Consider the following 13334-nt stretch of genomic DNA (forward strand, 5'->3'; position numbering starts at 1 on the left):
CCCTTGGTTTCCTTTGCAAACCTTAGCAAGCCGTTTGGAAAGAAAAATTGCCGGGAGGCGAACTTCCTCCCGGCGAACTGTTATAAAATTGTTGAGAGAGATTCTTCTCTTACAATTATTATTCAGCAGACTGTGTTTTTAAGAAGTTAAACTTGCCATCTTTAATCTGTTTGATGTAAGCTACATTCTTTACAGCGTCGCCGTTTTCATCAAAGGAGATTGCACCGGTTACGCCGTTGAAGGATACTGCTTTTAATGCATCACACAATGCAACGGAATTTAATGCCTCAGCCCCATCCAGTGCCTTAAGTGCTTCGTAGATGGACATATATGCATCATAGCCCAAAGCAGAAACAGCGGCAACGCCGTCGGAACCACCATTTAAAGTGAGATTCTGAGGATCGCCGTTTAGGTAAGCTTTGAAGCCTTCAACAAATTCTTTTGCAACAGGATTGGATTCGTCATGCTCGTCAAAGAATGTGGAGAGAGCAACCCCTTCTGCGGCAGAGCCTGCAGCGGTGATAATGGTTTCATTTTCCCATGTATCGCTGGCAATAATCTGGGCTTTAATGCCGTTTGCCTGTGCCTGGGGCAGAAGCAAGGTAGCAGTAGCGATGGAGGAAGGAGCAAAGATACAATCAGGGTTTGCCCCCTTGATTGTTGTCAGGATTGCATTAAAATCAGACTCGTTTGTCTGATAGGTTTCATCTGCAACAATCGTACCGCCCATTCCTTCAAATGCCTGCTTAAAGAATGCCGCAAGGCCTGTGGAATAGTCATCGCCGTTCTGGCTTACCAGAGCTGCTGTTTTGTAACCATTTTCAATTGCATAAGAAGCCATTACGGTTCCTTGGAAAGGATCTAAGAAGCAAGTGCGGAAATAGAAATCGTTACCCAAGGTTACCTGAGGATTTGTGCAGGATGCACCTATTGCAGGAACCTGTGCATCAGCAAAGGTTTGGCCTGCGGCAATGGAAACACCGGAGCCGTAAGAACCCAAAACTGCAACAACGCCGGAGCTGATTAAGGACTGCGCCGCTGTAACTGCCGCTGTTTTATCTGACTGGTTATCAACCTCAACTAATTGAATTTTGTATGTAGTGCCATTAATATCAACGGTAGGATTTACTTTGTTTGCATAACGCATACCCAGTACTTCCTGCATACCGCCACCGCCGTTTTCGCCGGTTGTAGGCTCGAAAACACCGATTTTGATTGTGTCGCCTTCAATTGCAACACCTGTCGCAGCAGCGTTATCTTTTGCAGCATCGCCGCCGGTTGTGCCGCCACCACAAGCTGCCAAAGACAGCATCAGTGCAGCTGACAAAGTCAAAGCAAGGAACTTTTTCATAATACGACTACCTCCCTAAGTTTTTTTGCCCAAGCAGGGCAAAGATGTATTTTTGTCGATACGTGTCCGCATCAAATGGACATATGCGTTTTGCATCGCTGTCCTGAGTTTACCACAAATTACGTTCTTAGGCAATATTTACAATATTTTTTTCAAGAAAATAAATAGGTTTGCTGTGTTTTATACATATATAATTAATTTGTTGACAGCGCTAGAAAAACAGAAGGTTTTCTATTATAATAAAAGGTAATCTCCTCAGTGATTGAGGGATTTACAGAATAGGAGGAGAAGAAATGAGTAAAGCCGACAAAATCTTTATTAAAAATTGCACAGAAATCCTTGAAAATGGGTTTTCTACTGAAAAAGAAAAGGTGCGTCCCCATTGGGAGGACGGTACCCCTGCATATACCATAAAAACCTTTGGCGTTGTGAACCGTTATAATCTTTCTGAAGAGTTTCCCCTTTTGACATTGAGGGCGACAAATTGGAAAGCTGCAATTGATGAAATTCTTTGGATTTGGCAGAAAAAATCCAATAATATCAATGACCTAAACAGTAAGATTTGGGATTCATGGGCGGATGAGAAGGGGTCTATCGGCAAAGCCTATGGATACCAGCTTGGGGTACCTTATACCTTCAAGCAAGGCACCATGGACCAGGTAGACAATGTGTTATGGCAATTGAAAAATACCCCTTATTCTCGCCGCATTATGACGAATATTTATAACTTCGGGGATTTGATGGAAATGGGTCTGGAGCCTTGTGCCTACAGCATGACCTTTAACGTGGTGGGGGACAAGCTCAACGCAATACTTAACCAACGTTCTCAGGACACCTTGGCGGCAAACAACTGGAACGTAGTGCAATATTCTGCCTTATTGATGATGTTTGCACAGGTGAGCGGTTTACAGGCTGGAGAGTTGGTTCATGTAATTAGCGATATGCATATTTATGATAAACATGTGCCTATGGTGCAAGAATTAATGCAAAGAGAAGAGTATCCTGCTCCAAAGGTGCGCTTGAATCCAGAGATAAAGAGCTTTTATGATTTTACGGTGGCAGATTTTATCGTGGAAGATTATCAGCATGGAAAGCCTATAGGGAAAGTTCCTGTGGCAATATGATAGGAGTGAGGGTATGAATGTAATCGTAGCAGTAGATGAGCAATGGGGCATTGGCAAGGATGGGGATTTATTGTGCCGTATTTCAGGGGACATGAAGCGTTTCCGTGCCATAACCTCTGGGAATGTATTGATTTTGGGAAGAAAGACCTTAGAGTCTTTTCCCAATAAAAAACCTTTGCCAAATCGGGAACATATTGTTTTGACCAATAATTTAGAATATCAGGCGGAGGGTGTTACCCTTTGCCATAGCATAGCGGAGATACCCAGGGTTTTGGAGTCATTCAAAGAGAAAGAAATTTTCGTGGCAGGTGGAGAAAGTATTTATGAACAGCTTTTACCCTTTTGCGAGAAAGCATATGTAACAAAGATTCATGGGGCATTTCCCGCGGATACCCATTTTCCTAATTTGGACACTATGCCCGAGTGGGAAATTGTTGAGGAAGAACAACAGGAAGAAGGCAGCGTGAAATATACGTTTGTTTTGTATCAGAGAAAGAAATGATAAATATTGAGTTTTGCAAAAGTGAGGGTGTCGACAAAGTCGACACCCCTTTTTAAAAAATCAAATGATTCACCATGCTATTGCAAAAAGGAATATATGCATATAAAGTTTGGGTCAAGCCTTTACAAAGTTTACAAGGTTCGGGACGGAGTCCTGAGAACTTGCTTTGAGGCTTGCGGGGTTTGGGGCATAGTCCCGATAACTTGCCCTTACATAAACTCTCGTACTTTTTCTAGTAAGCAATTTTTATGATTTTTCTGTGGATTTTGGTGCACATAGTCCAGAAGTAGGGAAAGCAGCTTTCCTAGTTCCTTTCCTTTGGGCACACCAATGTCCATGAGCATTTGTCCATCAACTGCCAAGTCCTTTAACGTAAGGCAATCTCCGTCTGCTATAATCTTATCGAGACATTGTGTCGTCTGCAATGAGGGTGCTGTAGGGTGGATGATTTCTTGCAATGTAATAAGCTGACCTACTGCTTCAAGCCCCAGCTTACTGATAAGTCCTCTTAGGGGATACCCTTGGGTGGGCAGCTCCTGATTGATATATTCAAGAAGCAGGCAGATTCTTTTCAGGCTGTCATTATCAAATTTCAATTTTTTAAGGAATGCCTTTGCTTCTTGTGGTGAGTAAGCTTGCAAAACTAAGGTCCAACGCAATACAGAGTCTGTTGGAGCTTTTCTCAGTTCCTCTAATATGTGGCTCTCTTGTTGTATCAGTCGGCTTGCTAAGAGATTGTCTATCTCTGCTAATAGACCGCTTTGCCATAACAGGGGCATTTTTTCATAATGGTTGCAAAGCCATAGCTTTTCCATTTCGTCATGAATGCGCTCTACACTAATTTTTTGGATTAACCCTATGTTCTGGCAAAGGGCTTCATAGGTCTCTTCTTCCACATTGAAACCCAATTGCGCCGCAAACCTTACACAGCGAAGCATGCGTAAAGCATCCTCTTGAAACCGCAAAGCAGGCGCACCTACGCCTCGGATGATTTTCGCCTGTATATCCTCCATGCCATGAAAAAAGTCCTGATAGCCTTCTTCCGGGTGGTAGGCAATGGCATTCATTGTAAAGTCTCGCCGTAATAAATCCTCTTGGAGAATTGTTGTGAAGGTTACGCCACTGGGATGACGGCAGTCCTCATATTCCCCCTCTATGCGATATGTGGTAACCTCATAATTGATATGATTCAAAACAACGGTTATGGTACCATGCTGAATGCCTGTGTCGAAGGTATGAGAAAACAGTTTTTTTGTTTCCTCGGGCTTGGCTGAGGTGGTAATATCCCAGTCCTTTGGTTGGGTGTGTAAGATGGTATCTCTGACACAGCCTCCAACAATGTAAGCTTGGTGACCGGCTTGGTTTAGGGTCTTTATGATATATAAAACATCCTGAGGCAATGCAACTGAAAACATAAACAGTCTCCCTTCAAAAAGTCTGAAAAGTTTTATTTTAAAAATCCCATTGAAAGATTAAATATTTAGCGTTTATAATACAAATATGCTATCATAGTATACCATAAAATTCTAAAATACAAAGAAAAGCCTTCGCGGATTTTTTCAAAACTGCTGAAAAATAGCGAAAATTAGAGGTAAATAAGAACTTAAAATAAGAAATGAAAAAAAATAAAATTTTTTTGACAGAAATCGTTGACAAACAGTACAAGTAGTGATAATATATTTTTTGCAGTCAACAATATGCGCCCTTAGCTCAGTTGGTAGAGCAACTGACTCTTAATCAGTGGGTCCAGAGTTCGAGTCTCTGAGGGCGCATATCGAAGCAGAGTGGCTTAGAGTAATTCTAGGTCGTTCTGCTTTTCTTTTTTGCATTGAAACACTCCCGATTTGGGAGTTTTTCTTTTTTTTACGGATATTTTTGTTTGTTTCCCCATAGAATGGTACAGAAATGTTTTGTCCGTAATCGGCAGGGGGAATGGATATGGAGGAAATATATGAAAAAATATTATGGGAGGGTTATGGCCTTCGTTTTTACAGCGGAACCCGTACCCGAACAGGTCTTGTCTGCAAAACGGACAAAGGACTAAGAGAATTGAAAAAGGCAAGGGAGCGAATGAACAGCATCCGATATGCCCATGATGTAAAGGAATGTCTTTATGGAAACGGCTTTACTGTGATAAGCAGGTTTTATAATACCATGGACGGCCAGCCTTGTTTTATCAAGGAGGGAGCGGTGTATGTTCTTGAGGAGCTTTTGCCCACCGCAGCGTTAGAGGAGGATGGAAAGGAGGCCTTCATCAGGGGCGCGGAAACACTGGGTAAAATGCACCTTTGCGCAAAGGGTTTAGAGAGTAGATTTGTTCTATGGGACAAAGAACGTTTGCCTGCACAATTCGCAAAAAGAAGGGCGGAGCTTGCCAAAATTAAGCGTCGCATTCAAAAACAAGGGGGCTATGATGCCATAGATTTGCTGGTGCTTGATAACTATGATACATATATGGAGCAGACCTTACAGGCGGAGGCTCTTTTGCAGGAAGCAAATTATTCTGCCTTGTTTGAAAAGGCAAGGGCAGAAGGAACTTTTTGTCATCATAGCTTTAAGGGAGAAAATCTTAGGGTATCTGATGGTGGAAAACTGTTTGTAGGTGGTTTCGAGGGATGTAGCAGTGACATACCGTTGTTGGATTTAGCGGCATATTTAAAGCGCTATATGAAAAAAACGGAAGGTGACCAAGAAGGAGTTGTGGGTATGCTTGAGGCATATCAGAAAAATAATCCTCTAGAGGAGGGGGAGAAAATACTGCTCCAAGCACTGGTTATTTATCCGGAGAAGTTTTTGCGTCTAATTAATGAGTATTATAATAAAAGAAGAGCCTGTGTTTCTCCCGCTATGCAAGAACGCTTGGCATTGGCGGCTGAGGAAGAGGGACGGGCAAAAGAACTGTTCTATCATATTAGAGGAGTTTAGAGATGGCTTTTTTCAGGGCGTTTTATCTGTCAATAGCATGGGTGATAGCATGTAAACAGAGTGCGCAAACCATAAATAAAGCCATTTCAAAGGGATGGATTGGCTTGGGAAACGGCTTGTTTCCCAAGTAAAGTCCATCAGATTTTCAAGATTGCCCGTAGTGAGGACAACCTTAAAGTATATTAAATTGGAAAATATGGGTAAAATATGTGAATAAGGAGTGACCGTAAGGCCTCATGGGTGCTTGGATAGATAGCTTTTGCGCTGTCTTTTGTCCAAATTTACCAAAGAGGCTTTTTCTTTTTCTCGTGTATTTCAAGGGGTTATGAAGAGGAGCTTTGCGAATTCTTCTTGCAACTTATAGGGGAAACGTATAAAATGTACTGTAAGGTATGTCTGAATATTCCCCAAAGGAGGAGAAGTTAGTGAAAGACTATCACTTTGAAAAAGATGAGCACGAATTTGATGAAACGATTCGTTTAGATGATATTAATAAAGAGATGAAAAAATTTGAGAACGATCAACCTGAGGATGATCTGGGGGACAAAGATGCATTTTTGGATGCCTTTGAATCTGAGAAGTTTGACCGTGATCCAATAGGGAATACCCCAAACAGTCCCTCTAACATATCCCGTGGGACACCCAATGTAAAAAAGGAAGAGCCCTTTTTAAATAAGAAAACTGCGTCAATTCTTGCTGTGGTTGCGGTAATTGTGGCAATTGCCAGCTTTGCTTTGGTGCGGGGGCTGTTTTTTTCCGGAAATAAGAATGCCATGGCCATGGAACAAACCCCTGTATTAATACAAGGAGCTTTGGCTAGTGGTGAGTTAATTGTATACGATATTAAGGGAAATGCAAATAAAAGTATCGTCGTGAATCAAGATACAGAATTTACCGACACCCAAGGCCGTGGGGCAAAGGATGTTCCTCTTCGGGTAGGGGATCTTATTTTGGTGGGTCTTGATGAGGATGGTAAGACTGTTTTAACCTTGAATCAAGGCGGAAAAATAAAAACCGTGGAAGAAACAGGGCTTAAGGCGGATATTTCCTCCAATAATCTTCTTGGAGAAGGAAAAAAATTCAGTTATGGCGAGCAAGCGATTTTTATGTATAATCACGAGGAGCTGAATCCTAAAGATTTGGAGGCTTGTGATGTGCTGGTTCTGAAAAGCTATGAGGATGTAGTGTGGTCTGTGGAAGTGCAAGAGTATCATGGTTATATCTCCATAGAAAATAAAGATAATATTGTTAATGGGAAGTTTAAGCTGGACGAAGAAGCAGCAGTCCCTCTTGCAGAGGTTGAGCGCATTCCTCTGAAGGAAGGCACCCATAAGGTTACAGTTTCCGGAGATAATATTGAAGAAAGAACAGACAGTATTTTTGTGGAGACAGGGGAGGTTTATGTATATGACCTCTCAAAGGCACAGGAAAAGGTGGGCGTTTTAATCATTAACGCCAATGTAACTGGATACAAGCTTTATATTAATGGAACTTTGGTGGACAGCACCGTGCCCTCTGTATTACCTTTGGGAGAGTATGACGTTGTGATATTAAAAAATGGCTATATGGAATGGAGCCAGCATGTAGTTTTGGACAAGGATACCCTGTCTGTTGATGCAAATTTGCAAAAAGATATTCAATTTGGTTCTGTTGGCATTTCCGTCAATGTGGACGGAGCCCAGATTTATATTGATGGGAAAGACATGGGGATGGCACCTATGGAATTAAATCTTCCTTATGGCAGCTATAGCCTTGGGGTGGAAAAATACGGGTATCAATCCTTTTCCGCAGTAATTAATGTGAATAGTAGTTCAAGTCATATGAGTGTGGAATTGGAAAGAGAATAAAGAGGAGGCGGGAGTATGGATTATATGGAAAGATATCACCAATGGTTAGCTGACCCTTCTATTGACGAGGACACAAAGGCGGAGCTTCGTCGAATTGCCGAGGATGAAAAAGAGATTAAGGAACGGTTTTATAAAGAATTAGAATTTGGTACAGGGGGTCTTCGTGGCATTATCGGTACGGGGAGTAACCGAATGAATTTTTACACTGTAGGCAAGGCGACCCAAGGTTTGGCCAACTATATTAAAAAAGAAGGCACTCAGGCCAAGGGCGTAGCCATTGCCTATGACTCCAGACATATGTCTCCTGAATTTGCAAGGATCGCCGGATTGGTATTGGCTGCAAATGGAATTCCAGCTTTTGTTTATCCCTCATTACGCCCTACACCAATGCTTTCCTTCGCAGTAAGGCGGTTAGGCTGTACGGCGGGCATCGTGGTTACTGCAAGCCATAATCCTCCTGAATATAATGGGTATAAAGTGTATTGGGCAGATGGTGCCCAAGTGGTTGCACCCAGAGACACAGATATTATTGATGAAGTCAATGCAGTTACAGCGTATGGGCAGATTCTTAGGATGGAACAAAAAGAGGCAGAGGAAAAGGGTCTTTATCATACGATTGCAAAAGAAATTGACCGCTGTTTTGATGAGCAGGTATTATCGCAACGTATTTGTCCCGAAATTACGGAGGATATGGGAGATAACCTTACCATTATTTATACACCTATTCACGGATCAGGCAACGAGCCTGTGCGCCGAGTTTTAAAGAAAGCCAAATATAAAAAGGTGTTTGTGGTTCCTGAACAGGAGGAGCCGGATCCTGATTTTACAACGGTAGGCTATCCCAACCCCGAGGACCCCAATGTATTTACTTTGGCGAAGAAGCTTTCTGAAGAAAAAAATGGTGATATCATTGTGGGAACTGACCCGGATTGTGACCGTGTTGGCGCAATGGTGAAGAATGACAAGGGAGAGTATGTTGTTCTAACGGGAAACATGGTTGGTGCATTGCTAACAGAATACATTCTTTCACAAAAGGCAGCAAAGGGTACATTGCCGGGACATGGCGTTGTCATTAAAACAATTGTCAGTACGGAGTTGATCCAGCCTATTTGTGATTTCTATGGTGTAAAAAAAATAGAGGTGCTGACAGGCTTTAAGTTTATCGGAGAGAAAATAAAGGGATTTGAAGAAAATGGCGCCTATGAGTATCTGTTTGGGTTTGAAGAGAGCTATGGCTATTTAGCAGGAACTTACGCAAGGGATAAGGATGCAGTGGTAGCCACATTACTTCTTTGTGAAATGGCAGCATACTATAAGAAAAATGGAATGACGCTTTATGATGGTGTTCTAAAGTTATATGAAAAATACGGTTATTATTTGGACGGTGTAAAGGCGATTACCCTCAAAGGTTTGGATGGCGTAGAGAGAATTCAGAAAATTATGGCATCCCTTCGTGAAACAACACCAAAGGAATTTGGAGGCAAGTCAGTGATTTGGGCAAGGGATTATAAATCCCAAATTTTCCGCAATTTAAAAACGGGAGAAATAGAAAATAGCCCATTACCCATTTCCGATGTATTATATTATACTCTGGAGGATGGCACTTGGCTGTGCGTACGCCCTTCGGGAACAGAGCCCAAGCTGAAATTTTATATTGGGGTGAAGGGGGAAAGTCTCCAAGGTGCAAAAGAGAAGCTTGCTGAGCTTGAAAAGGATTTGGATGAGAAACTAGCTTCTATCTAAGAGAAAAGAGTGGCTAGTAGTTTTTGTGGCGATACTGAAAGGGAACTTAATGGAATAATAACGCCTGTGCCATTGGTGGCACAGGCTTTTCTAGTACAAAATTATTTTGCCTTTTTTTTGCACAGTTGATTAACATGATCGAACTCATCTGTAATCTCTTTTTCAGGTGCTTTTGTTAAAAGGCTTACGATAATGATTGTTGCAAAGGAAAGCAGGAATGCAGGAAGCAATTCGTAAATATTCCAAATTCCGCCCATAGGTCTAACGAGATATTTCCAGATAAATACTACTGCGCCACCAACAATCATGCCCGCCAAAGCGCCTTCCTTATTGGAACGTCTCCAGAATAGTGCGGCTAAAACAACGGGGCCGAATGCGGCGCCAAAGCCCGCCCAAGCAAAGGAGACAATGGCAAAAACAGAGCTGGATGGATCTCTTGCGATAAAGCAAGCAATAACTGATATGACCACAACGGAACATCTGGCTATATACATTGCTTTTTTATCAGACATTTTGATGCCTAAGAATTCTTGCAATAGGTTGTGTGATACACTAGAGGCTGCTGCCAAAAGCTGTGCAGATGCTGTGGACATGGTTGCCGCCAAAATACCTGCTAATATAACGCCGGCAAGCAACGCCATCATATAACCTCTTTGGCTCAACAAATCTGAAACTAAAACAATAATGGTTTCAGAAGCGGAGCCTTCCAGAACGGGTACGGCCCCAGCCTTGGTCATACTATAACCAACAATACCGATAAAAATTGCCACAACCATGGAAATAACAACCCAAACAGTTGCGATACGGCGGGAGAGTGTTAATTTGTTGGTATCCTCAATTGCCATGAAACGCAGTAAAATATGAGGCATACCAAAATAACCAAGCCCCCATGCCATTGTGGAGATGATGGATAATAGGCCGTAAGGAGTTGCAGAATTTTCGGATACACTATACATTGCAGTCATGCTTAAGTAACCGGGCAATGCCTTTGCATTATCCATAACCACATCAAAACCGCCAGAAACCTGTATGCCAAATAAGACTACGACGAATAATGCAACAGTCATAATGATGCTTTGCACTAAGTCTGTGGTACTTGCGGCAGAAAAGCCACCCATTGTTGTGTACGCAATTAAGACAAAGGCACTAACAATCATTGCCATTTGATAATCCACATCAAAGATATTGCTAAACAGCTTACCGCAGGCTGCGAAGCCTGAAGCGGTGTAGGGGATAAAGAAAATAATAATTACCACTGCGGCAATACACATAAGGATTTTTTTATCATCTCTGTATCTTGTGGAAAAGAAATCAGGTATGGTAATAGAATTATTCGCCTCATGGGTGTAAATACGAATGCGCTTTGCCACAATCAACCAGTTAACATATGTACCAATGCCTAAGCCGATTGCCGTCCAACCTGGATCAGCGATACCTGAGAGGTAAGCGATACCGGGTAGACCCATCAAAAGCCAACTGCTCATATCAGAGGCTTCAGCGCTCATAGCAGTTACAAAGGGACCAAGTTTTCTGCCTCCAAGATAAAAATCTCCTACGTTTTCGTTCTTTTTTGTCCAATAGAATCCAATGGCTAACATACCAACCATATAGAGTGTAATGGAGATCATGATGCAGATTTGTGCTGATGTCATAAATTCATATCCTTTCTTTTTAAGTTACGGAGCCGTTTTTGTAAACCTCAGATTTTAAGTGCCGTTTAGTTTATAATTGCAAATGTATTGGGAAAGTGGGCATTTACCCATTTATTTGACTATAATTTACGAACTTTCCGAATAGAATGATGAAAATCTGAAAAGGTTGTAGAATTACTCCAATTGATATAGCATTATATCATAATAACAATCAGACTAAAATACAGAATAAAGTATAGAATTTATATTGTACTCAAAAGTAAAAAAAGTCAAAAATGCTTATAAAATCAAGTGTTTTTGACTAGAATATTTTTGTTATTTTTTTAATTCCAAAAATAATCATTTTAATTTACTGACTTATTTCCTCGAAAACCAGCTAAAAAAAGAGGCATCATTTGATTTGCATATTGGCAAAGGGAGTATTCCCCATTGCAGATACACCAGTCATAAATGAGGGCTCTCTCACACAACGCATAGGCCTTTACAAATTCATTTACCGACACATTTGAGCGCAGATCACCTCGCTGTTGTCCTTCTGTTGTAATTTGGCGCAACAACTTGTAATAAACCCGATTGTGATCCAGCAGGTGCTTTTGGCCGCTGGTAACAAGCTGAGAGGAGTATAATCTGGCAAGTAAATCCATAGAAATACTGTCGTCAATCATACGAAACATTTCTTGATTTAAAAGCATAAGCTTATCAAAGCTGTCTAATTCACTATCCAATTGGGGAATCAATTCTTGATATTTATTATCAAACAATTCGGAAAGGGTGCCCAGCAGTGCATCCTTTCCACCGAAATAGTGATAGAAAGAACCTTTTGAAGTGCCAGATAATTCAACAATTTCTTCAATGGTTGTTGCATCATAACCTTGCTCATAAAACAGCTTCCAAGCCGCTGTAATAATTTTACCTTTTGTGTTGCGGCTATTTTTTTTCCCCATGTGGTTCCTCTCCTTAAATCTTTTTCCATTTCAAACTTACCAAATCATGCTCCCGTATGGCTTTTACCAAGCGCTGACCGAAATCCTCCGCCATAATATCTGTTGCATCTAAAAGCTCTAATCCCAGTTCCAGGGCTCTTTTGTAGGTTCCGGTATTGCCTTTTCTGTCTTTGCCAAAGGTAATGACAATCCCTTTTGAAAACCACCCGCCTAATCGTTTTTTTGCAATCAAAAGTTCATTCAGCGCTGCTGTATCTGCATCCCGCAGTTTGCAAGAAATAAAAACAGGTAAAGAGTCATCCATTAAAATCACATCAATTTCGTTTCCTGCCACTGTTATGTTATCATAAGCGTTCCAATCAATCATGGTGCCTAACTTTACATCATGAAACACACCTGCTTTTTTTGCAGCAATATATACATAGAGCTCAAGCCAAACACCATAGCTGATGCAATACTGCTTATCTTCCACAGAGTGAAATGCGAATTGAACATATTCTCCCTCTATCACCAGATTATGAATAAAGCCCATACATTGAAATTTCTCCAAAATTATCCGATCTGGATAAACGGGTTTACCGTTTTTCATATGTATGTTCCATTTGCTTTCCATAAACAATTCGTGGGGGAGGGTTCTGGCGGCAACGGTCTGCATAAAGCTACAGGTATATTTCCAATCTGTCAGGCGCTCAAATAAAAACCGAGCCATTTCCTCGATTATGGAAAAACGGTCCTCAGAAGGGGGGCGGTGGGATTCACCGATAAAGCAGGCACCCTTTGCGTCAATAAAGTCCTCTAAGGTCAACGGCACTATTTTTGCCACTAAGCTGTCATCCAACAAATTGGTAATGCTTTTATTTGCCAAATCTGTATGCAAGAGGGGAAGATTGAACTTGGTTCCTGCTTGATACCCCGCCAATAACATTAATTCACTGCCCCCTGTTAAATCTATGGAGCATTCTCCAATGTTAAAACGGTCAAGTACTCTGCTGATTTGACGGGAGATTTTATCAACGGAGGAAATATCAATGGGATAGTGTTCCACAATGATTCCCGGTATATTTCGAGATAGGCATTTTTTTAACGCCGCAAAAACCATCATATCTTGCATATTATTATCAAAAAGGTATAGAACTTTCTGGGGACGCAGGGTTAATGGTGCGACAATGTTCTTTAATACATCTTTATCATAAAATTCGATGAGAAGCTCCGTGGGAACCATCTCCCTTCTAATTTGTTTCATTTA

The 13334-nt window shown here is 41.4% G+C and carries 10 protein-coding genes and 1 tRNA gene; 6 read left to right on the forward strand and 5 right to left on the reverse strand.

All coding sequences use genetic code 11. The features are described 5' to 3' along the window. Positions 1 to 118: 118 nt before the first annotated feature. Positions 119 to 1351, reverse strand: a complete 1233-nt coding sequence (locus tag NE558_RS04215; RefSeq protein WP_256148660.1) for an ABC transporter substrate-binding protein — start codon at positions 1349 to 1351, stop codon at positions 119 to 121. 293 nt (positions 1352 to 1644) lie between these two features. Here NE558_RS04215 and thyA point away from each other — a divergent pair, with 293 nt between their 5' ends. Together thyA and NE558_RS04225 are read left to right on the forward strand one after the other, a co-directional pair. Then, a complete protein-coding gene (gene thyA, locus NE558_RS04220; protein WP_256148661.1) occupies positions 1645 to 2475 on the forward strand; it encodes a thymidylate synthase in 831 nt (276 codons plus the stop codon). Positions 2476 to 2488: 13 nt separating this feature from the next. Beyond that, a complete protein-coding gene (locus NE558_RS04225; RefSeq protein WP_256148662.1) occupies positions 2489 to 2977 on the forward strand; it encodes a dihydrofolate reductase in 489 nt (162 codons plus the stop codon). Between the two features lie 209 nt (positions 2978 to 3186). On the opposite strand, the gene NE558_RS04230 is transcribed toward NE558_RS04225, so the two are convergent. Then, positions 3187 to 4392: a CCA tRNA nucleotidyltransferase gene (locus tag NE558_RS04230; RefSeq protein ID WP_256148663.1), complete on the reverse strand. Its 1206-nt coding sequence runs from the start codon at positions 4390 to 4392 to the stop codon at positions 3187 to 3189. Positions 4393 to 4676: 284 nt separating this feature from the next. On the opposite strand from NE558_RS04230, the gene NE558_RS04235 reads away from it, so the two are divergent. From NE558_RS04235 to NE558_RS04250, 4 genes are all read left to right on the forward strand, one after another. Further along, positions 4677 to 4749: transfer RNA gene (locus tag NE558_RS04235), tRNA-Lys, on the forward strand. Positions 4750 to 4915: 166 nt separating this feature from the next. Then, positions 4916 to 5902: a hypothetical protein gene (locus NE558_RS04240; RefSeq protein WP_256148664.1), complete on the forward strand. Its 987-nt coding sequence runs from the start codon at positions 4916 to 4918 to the stop codon at positions 5900 to 5902. A 425-nt stretch (positions 5903 to 6327) separates the two neighbouring features. After that, complete coding sequence (locus tag NE558_RS14555) at positions 6328 to 7749, forward strand: PEGA domain-containing protein (RefSeq protein ID WP_256148665.1); 1422 nt, start codon at positions 6328 to 6330, stop codon at positions 7747 to 7749. 15 nt (positions 7750 to 7764) lie between these two features. Continuing rightward, positions 7765 to 9492 carry a phospho-sugar mutase gene (locus tag NE558_RS04250; protein WP_256148666.1) on the forward strand — a complete coding sequence of 576 codons (1728 nt, stop codon included), beginning with the start codon at positions 7765 to 7767 and terminating at the stop codon, positions 9490 to 9492. Between the two features lie 101 nt (positions 9493 to 9593). On the opposite strand, the gene NE558_RS04255 is transcribed toward NE558_RS04250, so the two are convergent. The 3 genes from NE558_RS04255 to NE558_RS04265 form a co-directional block, all read right to left on the reverse strand. Then, complete coding sequence (locus NE558_RS04255) at positions 9594 to 11144, reverse strand: sodium/proline symporter (RefSeq protein WP_256148667.1); 1551 nt, start codon at positions 11142 to 11144, stop codon at positions 9594 to 9596. Between the two features lie 344 nt (positions 11145 to 11488). After that, a complete protein-coding gene (locus NE558_RS04260; protein WP_256148669.1) occupies positions 11489 to 12088 on the reverse strand; it encodes a TetR/AcrR family transcriptional regulator in 600 nt (199 codons plus the stop codon). A 13-nt stretch (positions 12089 to 12101) separates the two neighbouring features. Then, a complete protein-coding gene (locus NE558_RS04265; protein ID WP_256148670.1) occupies positions 12102 to 13331 on the reverse strand; it encodes a Card1-like endonuclease domain-containing protein in 1230 nt (409 codons plus the stop codon). Positions 13332 to 13334 lie beyond the last annotated feature (3 nt).

This window comes from Anaerotignum propionicum, from assembly GCF_024461735.1.
In the GTDB taxonomy this organism is placed as follows: Bacteria; Bacillota; Clostridia; order Lachnospirales; family Anaerotignaceae; genus Chakrabartyella.